We start from the raw sequence: 23,904 nt of genomic DNA, 5'->3' as shown, positions 1-23,904 counted from the left end.
TTGCCTTGCCAGGCCAAGGCCGAAACAATTTAAATATAGAATGTAAAGCTTTGATCGTCGATCTATCTTCCATAAATATCAAATAGTATTATCCTAAATTAGGATGCCAAATGAAATCAGCAAAACTTTTCGGATCTGCCGCATATCTCACTACACTCTGCACAATAGCAACCGCGTCGCATGCTCAAAGTAGCGTCGCGCTATACGGAATTATCGACGAAGGACTGATGTATCAGAGTAATCTCGGTGGCGAACGGCGTGTATCGCTCGATTCTTTCTCCGGCATGAACAGTAGCCGCTGGGGCATTCAAGGTCGTGAAGATCTAGGCGGAGGCATGAATGCATTTTTTACACTTGAATCTGGCATCAACCTGAATACGGGTGCCTTCGGACAAGGCGGTACGGCATTCGGCAGGCAGGCCTATGTTGGTCTCGGAAGTGCTCGGTTCGGTAACCTGTCGTTCGGCAGGCAATACGACATGATCTTCTACTTTGCCGAACCTGCGAGTTTCGCCGGTATGATCGGGTCGGCGGCGTTCGGGCATCCCGGTGACCTGGACAACACGGGAAACGACATACGTGTGAACAATGCAGTTCGTTACATGAGCCCAAATTTTTACGGATTTATGTTCGGCGGCGAATACAGTGTCGGGGGCGTATCCGGCAACACGACTGCCAACAGTGGTTACTCGCTCGGTGCCAGTTATACGAATGGCTCACTATTGCTCGGCACCGCATTCGAGTATTTCAAAAATCCTGTATCGTCGACGCCCGGCTCCGGATTGTTCACCAACAATGCCAACGGCGCATCATGGCTGGCTCAGTCATTGAACAAAGGATATGCGAGTGCATCGGCCTATCAGGTCGCAATCGTGGCTGCTAGTTATTCCATCGGATCCGTGACGCTTGCAGCCTCCGCATCCAACATCCAGTATGCGAACCTCGGAGGCCCCCTCATTGGGGGAACCGCTCAATTCAACAATGCCGACATCGGAATCCGGTACACATGCAAACCGTTCTTATCCTTTTCGCTTGGGTACGAATACCTGATCGGCAAGGGCGTCAGAACCACCGGCGGAGCGACAGTCGGCAATCAACACTACAACCAGGTCGCATTCCTGACCGACTATCTAATGTCGAAACGAACCGACGTCTATTTCGAGGCAGGTTGGCAACGAGCGTCGGGAACGTCTTCGCTAGGGACTGCTGCCGTGGCCGATTTTACCAACGTGGGAGATTCGTCGAATAATCATCAGCTACTGGTACGCCTAGATCTCCGTCATAAGTTCTGAATACGAAGGCACAACCATGCATCCAAAAACTGATAGCTCGATCGCCCGCTGCGATTGATCCACCTCTTTCTCAGGACGGTCGGGTTTCGGTTCACAACACAGTATCGACACGGCGTTTCCGACACACGCCTTACTCCCCGCTGACACGAGACCTAACAGCTGAGATCCTTCGCTCAGTAAGACTTCCTGATCGTCGACCTCTCTGGCAATCAATGCCAAGCTCCAGACCATATAGCAAATTCTCCGACACTCGCAATCAATCTCCGGCATGCCCCTTACAAGATGGCATTGCAAGATCGACCGTCTCTCCGCTCGTTTAGGTGACTCCCCCATACGTAAGTGGGATACTTCTTGCTTTGGATTATATGATTCTCGATGTACCTCGTCATTTACGCAATCGAGTCGTTATCAGATAAATATGGCCCCCTTTGATACCTCGGCTCGAAATTAATCAATTACGACTGGACCGACATGTACGAAGAAAGACAAATCGGGATACTCCGAATCACGCAAATCTGGCATGGCGCTCATTGCACTTACATACCGGCGCGTATAAGGGTAATTGACGTTTAATTTATGCGATCAAAGGCTGTTTATCTGCGTTGTCGACCACTTCAGGGACGACCAATTCGGGTTTCGATTTGAGCATCACGGTGCCAACCTGCGTCCAATTGACATGGCAAAAACATGGGCCACTCTGTAAACGTCGACAATCACGTCGATTCGTCTCTCATATAGCGACACATTTACTTGACAGCGAAATCTGTAACGCCTGACACCGGGTCAATCTTGATGTAGATGCCGGCCTGCACGATTACAAGATGGGAAAACGTTTGGTGGAACCCGAACATGGCGTCGGCATATCCGGATTTCAGAGTCAAAGATGAGTAGGACTGCGAGACGAATACTCATAAGAACGCCTCTCGCCCGCAATGGAGCGAGAGTCAAGAACAAGGAACTCTTACTTTTCGTACAAATGGAAGAGCTTCGCGACAATTTTCCACTCATTTCCGACCTTAATCAACGAATGATAATCGGTGAAATTACCGTCGGCCGCATCATTCTCGAGTTCGACCCGAACCACCGCCGTCGTCGGCGTTTTATGAAGAACGTCGAAACGAGTCTTGATTTTCGGCGCGTCGCCATAGTTCTTCACATAGTCATATAAATTCTGGATCGTCCCCTCAAGTAAGCCTTGATCGGTAAAACCGTACATCACCGCGTTCTCGTGAAAAGCACGCTTCAATCCATCGACGTTACCAACTTTAAGACCTTTGACGTACTCTCCTACCACCTCAAGGATATCTTCATAATCTTGAACAGCATTCACATTTTTATTTAAATACATGACAATCTCCAGTAATAGATAGCCTCATTGGCAACAATTTGTGCTGTGTCTTTCAGCACCGAAAACCATCGACCGCATCAGATATTTCTACACGACACACGCGCAAAGCGCTTCCCTGAGTGCCGCATCAACCAAGTCAGACTTCTGATCCGTGCCCGTTAACGATAGGGTTTATTCCGGCTCAGTCCGGTGGCAAGATCGTACTGATGGGCCAGTTGCATGACCGAGAAATCGCTTCCACACGGTCCAACGATCTGAATGCCCATCGGCAATCCGGTATCGCTAAATCCTGCAGGCGTACTCATGGACGGCAGGCCGGCCATGCTCGCAGGGATTGCAACCTCGATCCATCGGTGGTAGGTGTCCATCGCGCGACCGTTGATCTCCGATGGCCAATGTATCTCCGCGGAAAAGGGAAAAACCTGTGCCCCGGGGAAAATCAAGTAATCGTAGCGGGCGAATATCGTCAATAGCCGGCTATACCATGCGCTGCGGTCAAGGGAAGCCTTATATATATCCGAGCCGGACAGAGCGAGACCTCGTTCGATCTCCCAGATTGCTTCAGGTTTAAGTTGTGCGCGCGTGACGGGATTCTCATAATGCCCACCCAAACTCCCCGCCATCAGAAAATTGCGAAGCGTGACCCATGCCGACCAGAGTCGCTCAGGAGGAAAACCAAGCATCTCATCGTCAAGCGTTTCGACATTGCACCCAAGCGTTTCGAACATCCGTACTGCCTGATCGCAAAGATCCAGTACCCCCTGCTCCATCGGGAAATACCCACTCCAGTCACGCACCCAGCCGATTCTTGTGCCACCGAAGTCTCGATCGAGCGAACCGGCGTACGTGGTAGGGTCTCTGTCGAGCGACAGTGGCGCACGATGATCGTGTCCAGCCATAATCTGAAGCAACAGCGCGAGATCCGGCACGTTGCGCGCCATTGGTCCCTCACAAACCAGTTGTTGCAGAAATAGCTCCGGAGTGGGACCAAACGGAACAACACCCCTCGAAGGGCGCAGTCCGAAAACATTGTTGAATGCTGCTGGCGTGCGCAGCGACCCCATCATGTCGCCGCCGTCCGCGACGGGCAGCATGCGAGCAGCGAGCGCGACGGCGGCGCCGCCGCTGCTGCCGCCCGACGTCATGGCTGGATCATACGCGTTGCGCGTGGTACCGAACACGGTGTTATAGGTTTGCCCGCCCAGACCGAACTCGGGTGTATTGGTCCGGCCAACAAAGATCGAACCGGCCGCCCGCATCCGGCTAATGAAAATCGAATCTTCGATCGGAACATGGTCGGCAAAAATCGGCGAACCGTATGTACTTAGCATGCCCGCAACAGCCGACGCATCCTTCGGGGCTTGTGGCAACCCGTGCAACGGGCCCAAGTACTGCCCCGCTCCCAATAGACGATCCTTCTCGTCCGCCTGGTCGAGCAGTTCTTCCTGATCGGGCATCGAAACAATCGCATTAACAACCGGATTCCAGCGATCGATCCGGTTCAGATACGCGGACATGACATCGCGACACGATATATCGCGACGCTTGATCAGTTTCGCAAGTTCAATCGCGCCAAAGTCGACAATTTCGCTTTCCATACTCATTCAATTTTTGAAAATCCGTGGTTCTGTCGCCGATCAGATATTGAATCGACGCAATCGATTTTTCTTTGAAATCCTTACCTATGTCATCGAAATTTTTTCATAAAATCGCTCTCATCCGCATGACTCTCCCATTCATTCTCATGTGGTCAATATGGACGAATGTGATGGTGGTTTCTGCGGCGAAGCCGTTTGCCAATGTTTGTCGACGACAGGTCTATCATCCCTCCACAATTTCATACGAGCAAGAGCAACAAAACATAGGTATAGTTGCCCATTGGGCAACGCTCACGTTAAAGCTCGAACAAGGAGACACTCACATGCGAAGCGTCAATCAGCATCGGCTCCGATACTTCCACGAGGTGGTGACACACGGGTCGATTCGTGGAGCGGCCGACAGCCTGAACACCGCGCCATCCGTGATCACCCGTCAGATCAAGCTACTCGAAAACGAAATAGGCGCACTCCTGTTCGAGCGGCACGCTCGCGGTGTCCAGCCTACCGATGCGGCGAGCCACTTGCTCGATTACTGGCGGGGATGCCATGCCTTGCAAGAGCAACTCGAAGACCGTTTTCGGGCATTACATGGCCTAGAACAGGGGAACGTTCGGGTCGTAACCAGCGAAAGTTACGTCGACACGCTGATGGAAGAAGTGTTGATCGATTTCTGCGAGCGCTATCCGAAGCTCGATATTTGCGTAGATACTTTACCCGTGGACGATTTGGTCATTGAAGTGGCTGAAAGTCGCGCGCACTTCGGCCTCGCATTCAATCCTCCCGGGCATCCGAATATCGAATATCGTGCGACCTCCGCGCAGCCGCTGTCGATTCTCGTCCACGCATCGCATCCGTTAGCGCAGCGCGGAACCGACGTGTCAATTGCGGAGATGCTCGCCTATCCGCTCGGCTTGATGCACCCGACGTTCGGCATCGGCAAATTCATGGAAACGCTCGCATACGTCGAGAACAAATCGATTCGTCCGACGCTGACGTCGAACTCTCTGACGGTGCTGAAGGATTTCGTCCGACGCGGCAACGGCGTGACGCTTGTCGGACTGTCCGGTGCAATGCGCGAAGTCTCGAACGGAGACCTGGTCGTGCTCCCGATCGCGCATCCGATGTTCCGATCGACCAAAGCAAGGTTGCTGGTGCGAAGCGGCAGACCACTGTCGGCCGCGGCTGAGGCGTTGCTTAAATGGTCGCGCGAGCGCATGACCATGTTTGCGACGGGCCAACGCGCCATACCAGCGAAAGGCGCGAAGAAAGCGCGGACGGTCACGCGCCGATGAGCAAAAGGCCGCTACGATGCAAGACCCGTTGATCGTACGAAATCGAAAATAGGAAGCGTCCGGTTGCACCAACTGGCCGAGCGAGCCACACGGCAAAGCACGTCCGCGCAAAAGCTCGAGCAACTGATGCGCCCTATCGCTGAGTTCACTCCGCTGGCCTGCTCTCGGGCTTCAGTGTAAATAGATGAACAGGTTGAAAAATCCCACAAAGACGGAATAACTGATCGATCAAACAGAACCGCTTTTCATACAGCAGGCCCAGCGGCATCCTTGAGACCGAGCTTCGCAACCTCGAACTCACCCTAGCGAATGCTTGCCTCAACTCGATGCCTGATATCACGGCCGCGGCGCTCATGACCGATTGAATCCGAGCATTAAGTTCGTTCTGGACTTGATGTGGCGATGGTCCTGTTCGATCACGTTGCGTATCCTGTACGGCGAGCACAACGGGTACCTGGGTCATGCGCCTGAGCGTCTGGTCTATGTGGGGTGCAAGCACACCATCGGTATCGACCTGCCCGTTATCGAAGAAGCGATAGGCGGCCTTGAGTTCAGCGGCGTCCATTGAACGCGGAAACGAGCAGTCTGGTGTGCTGGCAAGCCGGCGTGCCAGCGCAACGAGTCGACTCGTCAGACGGGCATCGCCCAGATTTGCCGCACCGAATTCGATGTCGGCCCAGTCGTCCTGGTCTTCCTGATTGTCGGTCGAAGGCAATTACGTGTAGTTCCTGAGGCGGTTCCTCAAAAGTTAACACCGCCTCAAACTGTTTACAAGCGCTGTCCCTGCATAGATGTGGGTAAACCTGAGGGCTTAGCCTGATCCCCCTCATCTCGCAAGTCGCGTTGGCATCGAGGTTTGGCGGCCACACTAAAGTAGCTCGTTTCGCGAATCCGCAGTCGCAGGCCTGCAGACGCGCGATGTCGGCAGATCGGCAACGCGATTTGGTCAGCAAGACATCAAGCGATATTGATAAGAATAGCGCATATCCGAAGGTGTTATCCTCGAATCAAGGTGCGAGAGCAACGGACATCTTGCCAACCCATATCAGATATTTCTATAAGAATGCACAACATATTCTGATTGGACGCGGTGAATTTAGATGTGGAAAATTGATGACATGCACCTACGCGCGGGCCGCCTCAGCAGGGATTCAAATCGAATTCGATCATCCAAGCAATTGGACTAGCGACGGAATCAAAATACGAAGTCAAGCCAGTCTAAGGTCACTAATCGGTGGGATGTGTTCGACATAATGACAGCCGCCGCTTCTACAGATTCTGGCAGGATAGGCTAGGACTTGAATAAAACACAATCCCAATGCGCGGCACATCGCGACGCCCCAACCTCAACAATAACTGGCGACTAATGACGAACACAAAATACCGTCTCGCGGAACTCACTGCGGACGAAATGCGTCAAGTGACTTCGAGAAGCCCTGTGATCCTGCTCCCAATGGGTAGTTTCGAAGATCAAGGGCCTCACGCACCGACCGGCGACTATTTGAGTGCCGCGGTGGTCGCTGAACAGATTGCTAAGCGCGCGAGTCAGCAAGGCACAGAAACCTACGTCGCCCCGGTAGTACCATTCGGTGGATGTGATTTTTTCGGGTACATGCCCGGATGCATCTCTCTTTCCCAGTCGACATTGCGATCCCTGTTGGACGACATGCTGAACTCCTTGTTGAGGCACGGTCTGACCCAGATAGTGATCGTCAATGGCCATGGAGGAAACTGCGGCACGATTCATGATGCGACCCAACGAATCTGGCTCGAGCAAGGCGTTATTATTCCGAGCTTCTACCTATGGAGAGTCGCATACACGTTTTTGCCAGAGATCATAGGAGAAGACGAAGCTCGCGCGTCGAGCGGCCATGGTGGCAACCCGCTAACGAGCGTCGCAATGCATCTCTTTCCCGATCTTGTACGTGAAGACCTTATGGCCCCGCCGGTCAAAGACGTACATGCTTGGGGTCTACCTGTGAGCGGCTTTGATACCGTCAACATAGGAAAAGGCTTTGTCACGGTCCCGCTTGAGGGAAATGACATGGTCCCCAATGCTATCTATCTAGGCGATCCGCGCCTATGTTCGGCCGCAGTTGGAAAACAAGTCGTCGACCGACTGGTTGAAATAGGTACTGATCTAGCTCTTCACGTCAAACGCCATACCGACCCTTCAACCGGAAAATCAATCCGATAGTATTCGGTGCGCGTGCAAAGGCAACATGCCCACCCGTCTCAACGCCCAGTAACTATGACAGATGGAATTGTCCGGCGCGTGCCTCTCAGCTCCCATTTCGGCAGTTGCGTTGGGGCAGTTGCGTTGGGACAGTTGAGGTTTATCAATACATCTATGCTTCTAATTGAAACTAGAGATCGGGTACGCGCTTCGTAGAGCGTTCGAACCCGCCACACTGCGCCTGGTTCGAACACCGTTCGGCTTTATTCGTCTGCTGCACTTTTCAAAAATCAATCTTTTCTTTTGATGATCGAAGGTCGATATGACAAACGGTGCACGATATAAGAATTCAATCCACGAGAGCGATCTTAACTGCTGTCCCGCCCTATTTTTCATGATCAGGTTTCTAACCTGCATCAGATCAATCGATTTCATCAAAAGACCAACGAATTAGTATGTATTTTTATACAGATAAAATACACCCATGCGCTCATTAGGAGTCGATAAAATTATGAAAATATTCGAAAATCGATGGTTCATAATGCTGGTTCTATTGGCTCCTTTGAATTTTTTATTCGGCGTTGACAGGAATGCCCTTAGCGTAACGGCACACTATATCCAACCTGAGCTAGGAATCGACTACGTTCTGATGTCCGAGATACTAGTCATTTCAACGGCGGTGTATGCACTGTTACAGATACCCGCGGGATGGCTTGTCGAGAGGTTCGGCGTGCGGTGGATGCTGGCGGGCGCATGTCTCGTTTGGTCAGCCGCAACATTGGCGACTTCCATGCAAACCGATGTCGCGGGATTTTTCGGCGCGCGAATCTTGCTCGGCATAGGACAAGCTCCCGACTGGGTCGCCTGCATCTTCGCGATGAAGATGTTGTTTCCAGAAAATGACCGTGAGGGCGCAAGTTCGCTTTTGCTCGCCGCATCGTACACCGGCTTTATTGCAAGTGGTGCGATAACGCCCTATATCGTTGAGAATTTCGGATGGCGCAATTGCTTTTTTTGGTACGGGCTTATTGGCATAGCCTTCAGTTTAGTTTTGTTTTTTGGATACAAAGGTCAAGAAACAGATAAATTGCTTCCTGTTTCTTGCCTGTCGGGAGGAACCAATACCAGATGGAACGCTGAACTGATCTGGAAGATTGCGCAAATTGGTCTTTATTATGGTGCGGTCTGCGTTCAACACGGCTTCTTTTTTGTAAGCTTTCCTCATTTTGCTGGATCTAGCTTGCATGTGACGCCTGTCTTGGCAGGAACTCTGTTCTCTGTTCTCTGGCTTGTACTGTATTTATCCGTCCTCTTTTGGGGCGGTCTTATTAAATACCTCAAGACCCGGGGCGGCGGCGATTGGCTGCGAGGCAACCTAGGCCGTAGCGTGGGTCTAATGGCATCGGCTGTGTTGCTTGCGCTTGGCGTATCGTGGGGAAGCCTCTGGGCAAGTATGCTACTTCTTTGTCTTTCAATGTCCGCGCTCGGCCTGTGTCAGGTTCTAACGTGGTCTCATGTCCAGAGCATTTCCGGCGCAACCGGAATTGCTGCGGGTGTCACTCAATTGGTTGGAAACGGATTTCTTGCGCTGGGGCCCGTCGTGTTCGAGATTCTGTTCAAGGAGTATTCTGCGTGGACACATGTGGCCATTCTGATAGCAGGCATTGGATTGCTCGGTTCAGCACTTTGGATGGTTCCAAACGCTAGTGCGATACATTCAACACGGACCGAAGCATAAGCGGCATCAAGCCCAGAAGGGCGAAAACAGGCTCGCGGACGGCATGAGAGATTCTGCCTCCAAGGCGAAGTCTCTCTCCAACGCGAACAGTTGCGCGCGCCGAAATGCGGCTTCACCCGACTTTCTCGTACCAGGCGACCTTTGCTCGATAGCAGCCTGACGACAGCTCTAGTAAGTCGATATGCACCGCTTGAGCGACCAAAAAAACGAGAATTTAGCAATTTTCAATGCACCTAGTAGACGCGCCCGGCGCAACTTCCTAGCTGGATGCTCAGGCAAGTCGTCAAATCGAGGATGTGGCATGCCGGCGATTTGCCAGCCATCTTCTCATTCCCAACGAACACCACGCGATGGTGTTCCTGCTCGGCATTGGCCCTATCAACTACGCGCTGTATCAGAGGGGACGCGCGCTGTTCGTCAATGACGGCGCCGTGGGAATCACCGACATCTGATGGAAACCAGATCCAGGGAATGTGAAACGATCTCTTTGAATTCCCCATCACAAAAAGGCACCTACTTCCCTCTCTGCAGAAATCGACGGATGCATGTTCACTGCAAGATTCTTGTCCCAACCTCTCGTTAACGCAAACAACTTAGCGGCCGCAAATCTAGGCGGCTTCGAAACTTCAGCAGAGATCGTCGACCATCTCTAGCAAGTCGAACAATGCCGATCGCCCGCAACGGCGCGGCTCCAAGAGTTTCGAGTTACTTCAGAACTTCTTACGGATACCAATGCCGGCGAGGAACTGCCTACTTGCCGATGATGCCGGTTGCCCAACTGCTTGTGCACCTGCAACGTTCCCGTGCGCGAGAATCCCCATGGCAATAGCATAAAGGTCGGTTGACTTGGACAATAAGTAGTGTCCGACTACGCCGAAGTGTTGGTTGTTGAAGCCGCCCTCTCCAGCTTGGCTTACGTTTGAATATACGTAGAAGGCGGCAGCCTGGATCGCGGGAGTTAATGAATAATTAAATCCCAACTGATAATTATTGAATACAGAAATATCTTTTCCAGATGGAAGATAAAAATTTACTCGCGAATATAGAAACTGCACATTCAGCGCTTTATAGTTTGCGAAAACGCCTGCCGCTGCAATATTCCACCCGCTCGCAAGAGTGATCGCCCGGCCATAGTACACATTCGTATACGTAGCATTATTTTGAAATGCGGCATAAGCCTGTGGATTCCCGATGTGCTGAAAAGCCGCTCCAGCACCGAAATTGCTACCCACATATGCAGTACCCACCCCCCACGCCGTTCCCGACGTTGCCGAGTCGGTATGGGAATTCATCGAATACTGCCCACCAAATCCAAATCCGTTGTAGTCCGGTGATTTGTATTTGATTGTATTGTTGAAGTGAATATCGCCACCAACATCGTCAACATCATTCATATACAATCCTGGCAGCCCACCAGCAAACGACTGGTTAACGGAAAACCATTTCACCCAGTCGAGGATAGCAGAATATTGACGTCCGGCGAGAAGCGTTCCGAATGGAGACGACAAACCAATATAGGTTCGTTTTCCAAAAGCAAGATTCGCATTACTCATCGCGCCCGTGGCCGGATTGAAACCGTTCTCAAGTGAAAACACTATTTTATAGTTGTTACCAAGGTCTTCGATGCCTGTAAATCCGAATTTACTAGAAGTCAGCATAGTTGCCATCGAAATCCTGTCATGGCCATTTGCGTTGCTGTTGTACAGCATCCCTTCGTCAATCAAACCCCACAAAGTCACGCTACTCTGAGCCTGAGCCGCATTTTGAAAAAAAATCGCAAATCCAGCAAAAGCCACTAATTTGAATTTCATTTATATTCTCCAGAATAATTCAGACGAGATAGGGACCCGATCACATCGTGTCAACGTAGTGTTTGATTACTTTGCAGAGAATGCACTGGGGCGCCGGGCAGTCCCGACCAATGTATCGCCGCGGATAACCGGCCACTCGTGGTTTCATGAGCGGCGAACCGCAGCACGCCAGACTGGCCCAAGTCCATGTCTTGCGCGCTGCCTTGAAGGCAGCGTTACGCCCCCGTGGGACAAGTTGTCGCTTATTGTCGCTAACGCAACGGTGCTGATGCGCCAGAGAGGTACCATTGCAGATCAGCTACCTCTCGCATTACATCGAGCCGTCGGCGCTTAACGGATCAGTTTTTAAACCCTTGGTCAACACGTGAGGCAAAATCCAGACCAACGCTCCAATTATTCCGCAGAGAATCGAGATATAACAAACCGGAATCCACACACCGTAGTTTCTGAACAGGATTTCGAAGACCACGGGGCCCAGAGCCAAACCGGCATTTCCCGCGAGTTGTACAAAGCCAGCTGCCATCCCGGTAACGCCGGGAATAGTCTGGACGTATGACCAAGTCAAGATCTGGCAAAGGCCGAGTCCCGCCATCGAGATCGCGAAAAACGTCATACATACCCACGTATCGTCGAAATAAAGTCCAATCGCGAGAAAAACTGCCGCCAATGAGATTGCGAAAACACGCCCCCTAGCACTGCGCAGGAACTCCGACTTCCCTTTCCTTCGTAAGTACTTAATCAAAGCTCCCCAGAACAAAACTGAGCCATAAAGGGCTGCCCAGAGAATAGAGAACAACTTGCCAGCGCCTGAGGGCGTCACCTTGAAATGCGAGCTAGCGAAGTGCGGGAAGGTAACGAAAAAGAACGAATGCATGATGCAAGCGAGTCCGAAAAACAGGGCTGCCTGAGCGACATTGGTGACCACTCGACCGGTCCACACTCGTGCTCGTGTCTCGTCCTTTTTTCCTTCTTGCGGGCGGACTTCTCGACTCGGCCCTTGAAAGCATAGGAAAATAATCCCAGCCAGTACGATCCCAGCGATGCCATATCCGAAAAATGACTGACGCCAACCGAAATTCTCGACGAGGTAAGGAGTGAAGGTGCCGCTTGCGATATACCCTGTGTATAGACCCGCAAGCAGTATCGCATTCGTGTCTTCGCGCTCGGACTCACGAAAGAGCAATTTTAGCGCGAGGATGCATGCAACCCAATCAGGCGCCTGGCCGATGCCCAGCAAAATTCGGGCGCCGAACAGTCCATTGCTGGTGTGCTGGAACGACGCGAGGATGGTGGCACCGGACCAGACTAAACATGCAGTGATCAACACCCACTTGACGCCGGCGCGCTGTACAAGCCAACCTGCCGGCACCTGAAGAAGCGCATAAACTGCTGTTGAGATGACAAGCACCTCCGACATTAGGACATAGTCGAGCCCCATTTCGTGCTGAATGTACGGTGCTGAAACCGTCATTGCATTTCTATCGATTCCGAACAGGAGGTTGAGCGGAATCAGCAACGCAAATAGAATGAACCATTTATTTCTGAATAAACTCATGATTACCTACACGCAGAAGTGATCAGTTAGACGCCATGTTAATGTGCTGACTTGTCGATTTGAGAACGTTCTCGCCAACAATCGACGTATTTGGTGAAGCCCTTACTTGAGGTCATTGATCGCGCGGCTGCCTTTTACGCCCTTCGCGGGGACCATTTCGCAGCTACGTAACTCCAGTCGTTTTCCGCTGCTTCGGTCATATTTAACGTCTCCTGCTTCTTCTGTAATTGTTTGATATTCACGATCCCGGAACGTGTTCACGCACGTTGATCGTCTTCCACGTACGGTCCGCCGCGTCTGCTTCAGCAGCGTTTCTTCGCGCTGAAAGTATATTCCCCAACCAAATTGGCCCCGTCCAATCACATTGTTCTTTGATGCCCTATAAAATTAGTTGATGAGGCTGGACCCTCTCGAACATGGAAACTGGTTGCCGACTAGGCACGATGCCCAGCTTTACAGCGCGCACCTTCGGATCCGATCCCGATCCGGTGCTCAATATAAGGTCAGACAGCTTTCGACGGCCGCGTAGGAAAGCAAGCGTCCGTGCGAAGTCCCAGTCTCTTCCGGAAGAACCGAGCAGAGCTAGCGATTCTGCGAATCCAGCGGTGCGAATGGGGATCGTGTCGATGTATATTCAGGCTTGGAGGGAGATGGAAGAGTGGTCGATTTTGAAGTTTTGACACGCGGCGAACGATCGTGCAACATCCCGGGCAGGATCGCGCTGACATGAACGCTCGACGTGAGCTGGATGCGACACGGAATAGTAACCGGACGAACATCGCAGACTCTTGCGGATCGTAGATATCGCGTCATGGCCCGAGGCTCTAAGAAGATGAACACGACGTTTCTCGAAACACTGGTGTGGCTCACGCGATTGAAAAGCTTCAGCCGCACTGCTGAAAAATTGCACACTAGTCAACCGTCAATTTCCAATCGCATTAATAAACTGGAGGACGTGCTTCGAATTCAGATTTACGATCGAAGCGCGAAGCAGTTTGAACTAACGCCAGCGGGTCGCAGGATATACAACCATGCCGAAGCGATTGTTTCGCTCTCTCTTGAGCTGGTCGAACTGGCCGCCAGTGACGAATACTCTGAACATCACGTACGAATCGGCGCGATCGAGTTTGTGACGATGTCATGGCTACCCGCGTTCCTCAACGAAATATCGTCCTCGTTCCCCAAAGCAACCTTTGAAATTACAACTGGTACCAGTAGCGACCTGCTTGAACGTCTTCAAAAAGGCGAAATCGATCTGGCGTTCCTCGTTGGCCCAGTCAACGAGCCGAACATAGCTTCGCATGGCCTATGCAACATGAATTTATCCTGGCTAGCCAACCCGAACAAATACGATTGCGCGCGACCAATCGATATAGCCGAACTCGCTGAGCTTCCCATCGTGATGGCCAGACCGGGCACGTCCGGCTACGAACAGCTTATTGACTATTTCCGACTCGCGGGTGTCACGCATATTCCCAAGCGGCACAGCAAGATCATACTCAATTGTATCTACTCGTTTAGCACAGCGCGACAAATAATATTATCCGGACTTGGTGTCATCGCTAGTCCGACGTTTCTCGCTCGAGATGATATAGCGACTGGACGTATGGCTATCGTCCCTGTTAGACAGGCACCACCGACCTTCCACGTGTTTGCCTGTCTGAAAAAACCGGTCACGAACGTTATCATTGACTCACTCGTCGCTATCGCAAATAACGCGATTGAACACTACATTGCGGACCAGACGAAACCGGATATCTGGCGTTAGACCGACCCTGACTGAGTGTTTTCCGCCTAGGCCCCTTCCCTCCGGCCAACGGAGGGGACGGCATTCCCTTCCTCCGCTCCCCCCCGCCTATCGGGAGTGGTTTCGGTTAGCTATTGAGCCACGAACTGCAAATATCGTCACTTCATTCACTTTGTTTATAGCGCGGCATCAACTTATACAATTTGACCGACGTTCACACCTGACGGAAGATTCATCGTGAATCAGCGGTGCTTCTGCTAAGGCTCCCTGGTTGCAACTTTCTTTTTGAAATCTTGCCTCGAAGACCGGGAGACCGAATGACTACGATGACAGCGGCGTGTATTCAATACACTGCTACCTCGGACTGGAGACGCGACGTTGACACCGCGTTGATGATGCTAGAAGATGCGATCGATCGTGAGGTTGACATAGCGGTACTCCCTGAGGTCTGCGCCGGCATCGATACCTCTAACGGGTTATTCCGACCGGTCGCATACACGGAAGCTGAGCATCCGGCTTTAATAGAGTTCTCGAACTTTGCTTCGGCAAATGGGATTGAGATCGTCGTGGGATCCGTCGGCATTCTGGCAGGTGACGGTCGTATCTTCAATTCGTCCTTCATGATTGGATCCGATGGAAAGGTGAACGCCCGCTACGACAAGGTTCATCTCTGCGACATCGATCTTCCAGATCGTCAAGTACGAGAAAGCGCATCTGTCGCCCCCGGAACCAAGCTGGCGATTGCTCGATCCCGCGCAGGCGGTGTAGGACTTTCGATTTGCTACGACCTACGTTTTCCTCACATTTACCGTCGATACGCTCAGGCTGGCGCCAACCTCATTATCGTGCCCGCGGCTTTCATGCGGCACACTGGCAGGGCACATTGGCACACTCTCATTCGCGCTCGCGCAATCGAGACGGGATGCTACGTTCTTGCAGCGGGTCAGTGTGGTCAGTTCGAGAACGGCGTCGAGCTGTTCGGGCACTCGCTCATTGTTGATCCATGGGGACGCATACTTGCCGAAGCCGGTGACGAATCGACGATCATCACGGCATCCATCGACACAGAGCAAGTAAGTCACGCGCGCCAGAACGTCCCCGCGTGGAACAGACAAGCAAGCGACGAAGCGGATAGTTTCCCGCTGGTGGACGCAAGAGCTGTATAGGATACAACGCAAACCAACTGCTGTTGCGCAAGGTTTCTCTGCGCTCAGTTTGCCGTTGATCGTTGCGCGCCCTGCTCCTGCGCACAGCCTTGCAGGCATTGAACGCGGCGATTTAACCGCCGTCGTTCTCCATATATTCGGCCGTCAGGATGGATTGCCCCGCTTAAATAATTATTATCTTGAACACATTTCTGATAAGTCATCATAGATTAGTTATACGAAGCAAAATTTTATATATCGACGAAATAGACGAATTCGAACGTAACGGCAATACTCATACATATTAGAGGCAGATCCATGGATCACAAATACGTAGTCAATCCGATGCCGAAACAGATCAACGACGAAGTCCGTGAACTTCTGTCTACGGTTGAAACCGCAACGATCGGTCACTTCCGTTTCTGGGGCTTCTGCGATCGCGAGATCCGCCCGATGCTCCGAGGTAAGCATGTCGTCGGGACTGCGGTCACGTTAGGCATCCCCGGCCCGGACTCTACGTTGCTGCATCATGCCGCTGGATTGCTGCGTCCCGGTGACATCCTTCTCGTAGACCGACTTGGCGACAACACCTACGCTTGTTGGGGTGGTGGCGTCACTGCGGCCGTCAAAGCGTCGGGCGCAACTGCAGGCATCGTTGACGGCCCAACCACGGACCTTGCGGAACTTGAGGAATCCGACTTCCCGATCTGGTCGCGAGGAATAGCCTCCATTACTACGCGCATGTATGACCTTGGCGGTCGGATGAACGTTCCCGTGTCGATCGGTGGAGTCGTAGTGCACCCGGGGGACGTAATCCTTGCGGACGAAAGCGGTGTGCTGGTGTTGCCACTAGCTGAGGCCGAACAGGAGGCACGCCGCGCGCTGGATCTTCAGGCGAAGCTCCACGTACACGAAGCCGCGTTGCGGCGTGGTGAATTCAAGCTCGGGGCTCACACAGGCGCCAGCGATCTCGTCAAGCAGTCCCTAGCGCCTTAACGTCTAACTGCTTAGCCAAACAGACCGATCAGATACAGGCAACGTTTTGTGTAGCGTAAGCGGTGCATCACGACCGTGATTAACAGCGATGTGCGGCGCGTGACTACGTCAGGTTGACGCCGGATGCAGCGAAGCGACGACACGCCACGCCAACAGCTCATCAACCGGATTAATCGGATAGTCTGCAATGTGGGCGAGGACGTGACGCAGATATGCCTCGGGATCGATGCCCCCGAGCTTGCAGGTGCGGACGAGGGGGTACATCGACGACCACTCTGCACAAAGTTGTCAATCAACGAGGGTTTGACGGTTCTCATGTACGCTACCGATCCAGCAAACGACGAATACTTGAAATCGCGTGTTTCAAGTCACCTGAATACGGTCAGCAATACCGGGCAACTCGCTTAAAGGAGGTTGCAAGGATCACGGCAACTGATCGCTGGATAAGTATTTCATATTTCGTCAATGCAAACTGAGCGACTAGACTTCACTTTCGAGTAACCTGTCACTCCAAGCCGATGAACGAGCGCTTGAAAGGCCGTTCAAATTTTTGTCCTACCATAGTATTCGCATGATCTCCGATTCTGATTGACCGTACTGCGATTCACTAATGCGCGTTCAAAATTTCCTATTCGATACAACCAACCACCGCAACACTCTTGTGGAGCCTCCAGAACATGAGCTTGTTCACTCAACTATTCGATCCCGGGCGCGATGCCGCCCTTGTGACCGGTGCGGGCAACGGCATAGGCCGAGCCATCGCTCAAGCTTTGGTCAGCGAAGGTGTGCGGACCGTCTTCGCTGATGTGCACCGCGATACCGTTTCCGCCGCCGCAGCTTCATCATCGCGTCCCGAACTCGCTGTACCATGGATCGGTGATCTGGCAAGCCGGGATGCCTGCGACGCGTTGATCACCGACACCCGCGCAGCCGTCGGACGCGTGACACTTTTCGTTCACAGCGCGGCGCCCCCGAGGCGGGAGTCTGATCACGCACTCGCGGTCACCGACGAGACCTGGGAGCAGATGCGCGCAGTCAACGTCGACGCTGGTTTTCATCTGGCACGTGAATTCTCTCGTGAGCTTATCGCCGCCCGCGAACCCGGATCCATTTTGATGCTCACATCCCTGCATGCGGCAACGCCCCGCAACCTCCCACACTACAGCACATCGAAAGCAGCCCTCGCGATGCTGGTCAAGGAGCTCGCTAAGACACTTGGCAGGTTTGGCATTCGAGTGAACGCGCTTGTTCCCGGTGCGATCGCAGCTGGTGGCTTCGTCGCCGACCCCTCGCTTACACGGCACATCCCGCTGGGTCGTCTCGGCCGCAGCGAGGACCTCGCGCCAATGGCACTGGCGGTGCTCTCGAGCAAGGTATCGGCTTACGTAACCGGCGCCTCGTTTGTCGTCGACGGAGGTCTGTCGCTGACGAATTGGTTTGACCCTCCGGTGCTCGACGAGCTCTAATCGACGATCATTTGTATGATGGGGATCCGTTACCAATCGCTGCGCAGCGGCATCGACACTGCGCTAGATAAGGTTGGCAATATTCTTCTTTGATCAGTCTGATTTTTTAGGGAATCGAATCATGTCCGCACTCCATATGATCGAAAACCGCCCGGGTAACTACAAGATTCTGCCCGGTGGTGCCGCTTACTGCTCCGGGATCATCCCGGATGAAGGCTTTGAGGTTGTGAGGGTCCAATTGCAGTCCTGGCTACCGCTCGAAGAAGCATACCGGTTCATCGAGGCGCACCTAGAGCGTATCGGTCGCCCGGCACAGGCCTTTTGCGGCATTGAAATGCGTGTACCCGCTCCGCTGACATTTAACGATTGGTCGACCTTCAATCTGCCGTATTTCGAACAATTGCGCAAATGGGAGCTGATGTTCGGTGACTACAGCGGCGTATGTCGATCCAATATTGCGCTGGCCCTTTACCCGCCGGCGAAAACATCGGTATGCACGTTCAGCTACACGGTCCCCGCTGTGTCCAAAGGTCAGACGTTCCTGCTCTCTGGACAGGCAGACATTGGCGCGAACGGCAAGCCAATCGCAGATGGCGATACCAGTCCCGCCGCGATGCGGCAACGTACACGCTACACGATTGATACGGTCGGCGACACGCTCAACAAGCTCGGCTTTGCGTGGAAAGACGCCACTCAAATCGCGCTTTTCCATGTGCACGATATTCCGGACCTTTGGGAACCTGCGCTGCTCGGTGCTGTCGGGACTCCAATCCGCGGTGGCGTACTTGTCTATCGCGCACGGCCGCCGATCGCCGGCGGCGAGGTAGAACTCGAGGCACGAGCGATCCGTCAGGAACTGGTTGTCGCAACCGACTGACGGCGGCCGGGCGCGCAGACTCGAAGATCGTCACTCATCGCTCTTTGTGACATCGTATATGCAGGTCGGCACTTGTATGTCGACCTGTATGCAACGGTCAGACTGTGGAAAGATGGCAAACCTGATCCGACTCTGAGTACTCGTTCTTGATGTCTAGAAACTCGAGAACGAACGATCGCGAATCGCCTCCTCCGGCGTGCGGGGATCGCCCGGCTGGACATCCGCGGTTTTCCTAATCAGGGCCACTTTGTTGCGCGACAGCGCCAGCCGCTCGTAAAGCCGGCTACTGATCTGGCGGTCGAGCCGGCGCACCGACCAGCCTTCGCGCAACCCCTCTGTTTCATAGAAAGCGCGAGCGGACGCCGTCTTCACTGAAAGCCGGCGCACGTAGGCGGGCCAGGGCGACGTAGGATGGGTGGCTAGCGCCATGCAATCGGGCACCGTTGCCATGCAGTCGACGACGTCTTCGCTGGCGGCGATTTTCCAGACGGTGTCTGGACATTTTCAGGAACGGCAGATTTTCCAGATACTGTCTGGAGAATCTCCGTGGTCGGCCACCACGGGCCGTCATCTAAATTGGACATTCGTCCATTAGCACCCTGAAACCCGACACTTAAGCCTCTGTGACAAGTAAGCGGTCGAGCGCTGGTAACGGCCAATGTATCTTTGGGCGCGCACGAATCCGGCGCTCTTGCTTTTGAGAATTGTCCTCATTTCACCATTTCAACCATGAAGTCGACGAACGCCCGTACCTTCATCGGACGGTTCTTACGCGAGGGGTACGACGCATACAGCGGATACGTTTCTTCTGCCCACCCTGGAAACAGGTCAACGAGTGCGCCACTCCGAACCAGGTCGCGAACCACGACGGCAAAGACCTGTGCAACCCCTGTGCCAGCAATGCACTCGAAAAGCATCGTGGCCGCATCGCTCACGCAGAGTCGACTCGACGTTTGAACCGTGAACGCAGCACCCTTTCCGTGGAACTCCCATGCGAATGGCCGGCCGCTCTGCGGATCTCGAAGATGGATGCAGGCGTGCGACTGGAGATCACCTGGATGTTTGGGACGTCCGTGCCTCTCGAGATACGTCGGGGCTGCCACCGTGATGAGTTTCAGATCGGCGATCTTTCGCGCAATCAGCGATGCCCCCCTCGGCTCTCCAAATCGCACCGCGACGTCAACGCCGTCTGCCACCAGATCCCCAATCTGATCGCGCGAAATCAACTCAAGGCTCAGGCCCGGATACCGCTCGAGAATAGCGCCTATGCGGCCACTAAGCAGAAGCCGCATGACGAAGGGATCGATATTGACACGCAGCCGGCCTTGTACGACCGAGGCCGACGCCGACGCCATCGAGGCGGCCTCTTCGATGCTGTCCATGCTGGGCCTGACACGTTCGTAGAACCTTCGCCCTTCGTCGGTCAGACTGACTGAACGGGTTGTCCGATCGAGCAGGCGAACACCGACTCGCTCTTCGAGGCGCGAGAGCGATCTGCTTACCCCCGAGGTGGTAATTCCGAGCAGTTCTCCTGCACGCCCAAAGCCACCTGTTTCAATGATCGCGGCAAGGACGCTCACACCTGTCAGTAGTCGGCCATCAAGGCTCGTGGTCCGTCCGGCCGGTCTGCTCATGAGCGGATCGCCTCCATGACAAAGTCGATAAAGCAACGCACGCGAGATGAAGGCGCGTATTGCGACGGGTACACCGCATAGAGGCCGAACCGCTCGTCGGACCACTTAGGAAACAGTTCAACCAGTTTCCCCGCGCTCACCAGGTCGGGAGTTCCGACCTCGATGGTCTGCGCGACGCCTGCTCCTGCCGCACACGCGCGCAGCATCGCGGTCACGTCACTGAGCATCAGTCGTCCCGTCGTCGGAACCGTCAGGATTTCTCCGCCGCGATGAAATTCCCAAGGGAATGCGCGATCGGTTGCCGGATTCCGGAAATGGATGCAATCGTAATTCGTCAAGTCCAACGGATGCGTGGGATGCCCGCGCCGGGCCAAGTATTCAGGCGCAGCGACGGTGAGCACCCGAGTCTCCAGAAGTTTCTGCGACACGTAGGAAGATGACAGTGATGGCTCGCCAAAGCGCAGTGCGACATCGATCCCGTCGACCACAAGATCGCCAACCGATTGCCTTGTCAGCAGGTCCAGTTCGACCTCGGGATACGCCTGCAGAAAACCGGCCAACCCGTCGGCCAGCATGGTGCGAAGAAAGAATGGGTCCACGTCGACCCGGAGTTTGCCGCGAACCGATGCCGGCGAATTCAGCAATTCCTCCGCTGCATCCTCGATATCGGCCAGTCCGGGAACGACGAGTTCGTAGAACCGGCGTCCTTCTTCCGTCAACGCCAGCGAGCGGGTGGTTCGATCCAGCAGCCGCACTCCGACCCGCGTCTCCAAACGAGCCACGGCGCGGCCAACGCCCGAGTCGGACATGCCCAATACGGCCGCCGCCCGCCTGAAGCTGCCACTTCCCACCACGGCCGCCAGCACGGTCACGCCAGATAACAAACGTCCGTCAAAGCTCATCGCCACTCCTGAATTTGAGTCAAGAGTGTACAGACATAAGCGCTCTTCAGTAAATAACGGGGGAGGCCTATGATTCGTCGCACGCGGGCTGCAACGGATGTTCAGTGCGGTAAGAAACAGCCGGAATCTGCATCGACAGACCCTCGCCAGATCAACCTCATGGATAGAAAGCAATATGCAGCAGACAAACTACGAACGGACCCTGTTCAAGGGCGGCACGGTCTTGAGTCTGGACAAAACGATCGGCGACTTCACTATTGCCGATGTCCTTGTCGAAGGTCCACAGATCGCCGCAGTCGGTCCCAACCTCAGCGCGGACGATGCGCGCGCCATCGACGCGAGCGGGCACATCATCATGCCTGGTTTTGTGAATCCTCACCAGCACGCTTGGCTCGGTCTGCTGCGCGGACTCATGCCAAACGTCGAAACGCTCAACGAGTATTTCGAAGCGATTCCATTTGCGATTGGCCGTTACTACCGTCCTCAGGACATGCACCTCGCGACGCTCCTGACAAGCCTGTCATGCATCGATGCGGGGATTACGAGCATCCTGGATGCCGCGCACAACAGTCTTACCACCGAACACACGGATGCCGCGCTGGAAGCCTTCGATGTGGCCGGTCTGCGCGCCATTCACATGGTTGGTCAACCAGTGGGAATGGCAGTCAAACACTGGCCCGGAGAAGTTCAGCGTCTGAAGCGTGCAGCCGATGCCGTCGTGAATGTGGGCCTGTTCGCCAATACCGATGTCGCGGATCAATGGGCGGTGGCAAGAGAAGCCGGATGCCGCATCCTGAGTGAGTTCGGCAACTGGGACGGCAGCCGGTCGCCACTGCGCGATCTGCACGCCAAAGGGTTACTGCGCCCGGACAACATCTTCAATCACTGTGTCCGCCTGACCGGTGACGACTGGCGAATCCTCGCGGAAGCAGGCGTCAACGTCACCGTGAACCCGCGCTCGGACGCGTTGTTCGGGTTGGAAACCGATGGCTTCCCGTATCAGACGGCACTCGAGTACGGCTTGCGTCCGGCACTGGGTATCGATATCGACACATCCCAAGGTGGCGACATGTTTGGCGAAATGCACGCCGCCTTTGCCCAGCAGCGGACGTTCGGCCAGAAGCGACGCGCGGCCGCTGAGACCGCTGCGCCGGCACCGACGCATGTACGTCCGATTCTGGAAGCTGCAACGATTGACGGTGCGCACTGCATGGGACTCGAGAGCAGCATCGGAAGCCTGACGCCTGGCAAGCAGGCCGATCTGATCATGATCCGCACGGACGGCATCGGCATCTTCCCGTCGCACAACGCAGTGGGCAATGTCGTGCACATGGCCAATCGCAGCGATGTCCGGACCGTGATGATCGCTGGTCGGTTGCGCAAGCATGAGGGTCAACTGGTCGATGTCGACCTCGCCGCTGTCCGGCGCGCAACAGATGCCTCGCGTGACTATCTGTTCGACGCAGCCGGCTATCAGCCTCATGCATTTGAAGATGATTTCCCCCGTCTTCAACCGGCGGCTTGAAGCATATGAACCTGCCTGCCACTTATGCACAACGCGGCAGGCGCCCTGCCTTGCAGAACAACCGACTGGAAGACGCCTGGCGTTTTACTGCGTAACAACATGTTTTCACATGGAAATTTGTCGCTGGCATCGCCGTTGGATACACGCAGTGAAAGTTCGGTGCGCGCAAAGGCGCTTATCGCTGTCGGGCTATTTTTTGGATTCATCTCGGTGGAATTGCCGCTTTCGATCGTTCCGTTATTCGTTCATCAGGTACTCGGATACGGCGGCTCTGATGCAAATAGACGGATTGGCCGAAAATTTTACTATAGATATGGATACCTTATCGATCGAACGGGACAGCATTCCAGGCGGCGGGCACAACTGCATCTTTGGGCCCGAGAATGGAGAGGTTGAACTGCCCCTTGCGAATTCGGTGCATCAACTCGATGCCGGCAATCGTGGTCGCGGCGCTCCTGAACCGTTTGACGCCAAACATCACGTTCGTTCTGGACTTGATGTTTCGATGGTCCTGTTCGACCACGTTGTTCAGGTACTTCGAGGACCGGACCTTCGTAGCCTCAGGCAGCAGGCCATCGACCTTCATTTCACGCACCGCCCGGTGCGAGGCAGCATAACCATCGCGCGTGATCGTCTCCGGCGGCTGGCCCTGATGTTTGATCGCCTTTCTGAAAAAGGCTTTGGCCGCACCCATGTCGCGCTTTGCCCTGAGCATGAAGTCCACCGTCTGGCCCGCCCGATCCACCGCCCGGTACAGATAAACCCATTTGCCACGAATCTTCAGTGGAGTAAGAGACAGGTG

Annotated in this window: 19 protein-coding genes and 1 pseudogene; 10 read left to right on the top strand and 10 right to left on the bottom strand. The window is 54.0% G+C overall.

Annotated features, from left to right (window positions below; translation table 11 throughout):
* The first annotated feature begins 110 nt into the window (after positions 1–110).
* Complete coding sequence (locus PQR40_RS34845; protein WP_408510854.1) at positions 111–1,292, top strand: porin; 1,182 nt, start codon at positions 111–113, stop codon at positions 1,290–1,292.
* A 961-nt stretch (positions 1,293–2,253) separates the two neighbouring features.
* Here PQR40_RS34845 and PQR40_RS34840 read toward each other — a convergent pair.
* Together PQR40_RS34840 and PQR40_RS34835 are read right to left on the bottom strand one after the other, a co-directional pair.
* Positions 2,254–2,640 (bottom strand): nuclear transport factor 2 family protein, encoded by a 387-nt coding sequence (locus PQR40_RS34840; protein ID WP_408510853.1) that lies wholly within the window; start codon positions 2,638–2,640, stop codon positions 2,254–2,256.
* Positions 2,641–2,798: 158 nt separating this feature from the next.
* Positions 2,799–4,238: an amidase gene (locus tag PQR40_RS34835; protein ID WP_408510852.1), complete on the bottom strand. Its 1,440-nt coding sequence runs from the start codon at positions 4,236–4,238 to the stop codon at positions 2,799–2,801.
* Between the two features lie 323 nt (positions 4,239–4,561).
* Between PQR40_RS34835 and PQR40_RS34830 the strand changes: the two genes are divergently transcribed.
* The gene (locus PQR40_RS34830; protein ID WP_408510890.1) at positions 4,562–5,530 is read left to right on the top strand and encodes a LysR family transcriptional regulator; all 969 of its coding nucleotides are present in this window, start codon (positions 4,562–4,564) and stop codon (positions 5,528–5,530) included.
* Positions 5,531–5,675: 145 nt separating this feature from the next.
* Here the strand turns inward: PQR40_RS34830 and PQR40_RS34825 are convergent, their stop codons facing one another.
* Complete coding sequence (locus tag PQR40_RS34825; protein ID WP_408510851.1) at positions 5,676–6,245, bottom strand: IS4/Tn5 family transposase DNA-binding protein; 570 nt, start codon at positions 6,243–6,245, stop codon at positions 5,676–5,678.
* A gap of 651 nt (positions 6,246–6,896) precedes the next feature.
* On the opposite strand from PQR40_RS34825, the gene PQR40_RS34820 reads away from it, so the two are divergent.
* The gene (locus PQR40_RS34820; RefSeq protein ID WP_408510850.1) at positions 6,897–7,727 is read left to right on the top strand and encodes a creatininase family protein; all 831 of its coding nucleotides are present in this window, start codon (positions 6,897–6,899) and stop codon (positions 7,725–7,727) included.
* 490 nt (positions 7,728–8,217) lie between these two features.
* On the top strand, positions 8,218–9,444 hold the full coding sequence (locus PQR40_RS34815) for an MFS transporter (RefSeq protein ID WP_408510849.1): 1,227 nt from the start codon (positions 8,218–8,220) through the stop codon (positions 9,442–9,444).
* Between the two features lie 710 nt (positions 9,445–10,154).
* Here the strand turns inward: PQR40_RS34815 and PQR40_RS34810 are convergent.
* Positions 10,155–11,255: a porin gene (locus PQR40_RS34810; RefSeq protein ID WP_408510848.1), complete on the bottom strand. Its 1,101-nt coding sequence runs from the start codon at positions 11,253–11,255 to the stop codon at positions 10,155–10,157.
* Between the two features lie 310 nt (positions 11,256–11,565).
* A complete protein-coding gene (locus tag PQR40_RS34805; protein ID WP_408510847.1) occupies positions 11,566–12,810 on the bottom strand; it encodes an MFS transporter in 1,245 nt (414 codons plus the stop codon).
* Between the two features lie 832 nt (positions 12,811–13,642).
* Between PQR40_RS34805 and PQR40_RS34800 the strand changes: the two genes are divergently transcribed.
* The 3 genes from PQR40_RS34800 to PQR40_RS34790 all read left to right on the top strand — a co-directional run bounded on the left by PQR40_RS34800 (position 13,643) and on the right by PQR40_RS34790 (position 16,698).
* Positions 13,643–14,578, top strand: a complete 936-nt coding sequence (locus tag PQR40_RS34800; RefSeq protein ID WP_408510846.1) for a LysR family transcriptional regulator — start codon at positions 13,643–13,645, stop codon at positions 14,576–14,578.
* 296 nt (positions 14,579–14,874) lie between these two features.
* On the top strand, positions 14,875–15,723 hold the full coding sequence (locus tag PQR40_RS34795) for a carbon-nitrogen hydrolase family protein (RefSeq protein ID WP_408510845.1): 849 nt from the start codon (positions 14,875–14,877) through the stop codon (positions 15,721–15,723).
* A gap of 297 nt (positions 15,724–16,020) precedes the next feature.
* Positions 16,021–16,698, top strand: coding sequence for an RraA family protein (locus PQR40_RS34790; RefSeq protein WP_408510844.1), 678 nt, complete (start codon positions 16,021–16,023; stop codon positions 16,696–16,698).
* Positions 16,699–16,806: 108 nt separating this feature from the next.
* Here the strand turns inward: PQR40_RS34790 and PQR40_RS34785 are convergent.
* Positions 16,807–16,962, bottom strand: a pseudogene (locus PQR40_RS34785) (transposase domain-containing protein); the annotation flags it as partial.
* A gap of 413 nt (positions 16,963–17,375) precedes the next feature.
* Here PQR40_RS34785 and PQR40_RS34780 point away from each other — a divergent pair.
* Complete coding sequence (locus PQR40_RS34780) at positions 17,376–18,164, top strand: SDR family NAD(P)-dependent oxidoreductase (protein ID WP_408510843.1); 789 nt, start codon at positions 17,376–17,378, stop codon at positions 18,162–18,164.
* Positions 18,165–18,237: 73 nt separating this feature from the next.
* Positions 18,238–19,041 carry a 2-amino-5-chloromuconate deaminase CnbZ gene (gene cnbZ, locus PQR40_RS34775; protein WP_408510842.1) on the top strand — a complete coding sequence of 268 codons (804 nt, stop codon included), beginning with the start codon at positions 18,238–18,240 and terminating at the stop codon, positions 19,039–19,041.
* Positions 19,042–19,194: 153 nt separating this feature from the next.
* Here the strand turns inward: cnbZ and PQR40_RS34770 are convergent, their stop codons facing one another.
* From PQR40_RS34770 to PQR40_RS34760, 3 genes are all read right to left on the bottom strand, one after another.
* Positions 19,195–19,470 (bottom strand): DUF1016 N-terminal domain-containing protein, encoded by a 276-nt coding sequence (locus PQR40_RS34770; protein WP_408510841.1) that lies wholly within the window; start codon positions 19,468–19,470, stop codon positions 19,195–19,197.
* A 281-nt stretch (positions 19,471–19,751) separates the two neighbouring features.
* A complete protein-coding gene (locus PQR40_RS34765) occupies positions 19,752–20,675 on the bottom strand; it encodes a LysR family transcriptional regulator (RefSeq protein ID WP_408510840.1) in 924 nt (307 codons plus the stop codon).
* Positions 20,672–21,577: a LysR family transcriptional regulator gene (locus tag PQR40_RS34760; RefSeq protein WP_408510839.1), complete on the bottom strand. Its 906-nt coding sequence runs from the start codon at positions 21,575–21,577 to the stop codon at positions 20,672–20,674. The genes PQR40_RS34765 and PQR40_RS34760 overlap by 4 nt, the downstream gene beginning before the upstream one ends.
* Positions 21,578–21,752: 175 nt before the next feature.
* On the opposite strand from PQR40_RS34760, the gene PQR40_RS34755 reads away from it, so the two are divergent.
* Positions 21,753–23,102, top strand: coding sequence for an amidohydrolase family protein (locus PQR40_RS34755; RefSeq protein WP_408510838.1), 1,350 nt, complete (start codon positions 21,753–21,755; stop codon positions 23,100–23,102).
* Between the two features lie 322 nt (positions 23,103–23,424).
* Here PQR40_RS34755 and PQR40_RS34750 read toward each other — a convergent pair.
* The coding region (locus PQR40_RS34750) for an IS6 family transposase (RefSeq protein ID WP_408510837.1) at positions 23,425–23,904 on the bottom strand (480 nt) is incomplete at its 5' end.

Source organism: Paraburkholderia sediminicola (assembly GCF_046026855.1).
Classification (GTDB): domain Bacteria; phylum Pseudomonadota; class Gammaproteobacteria; order Burkholderiales; family Burkholderiaceae; genus Paraburkholderia; species Paraburkholderia sediminicola_A.
The sequence above is the reverse complement of the archived record's forward strand: the minus strand, read 5'-3'. Positions and strand labels throughout refer to the sequence as shown.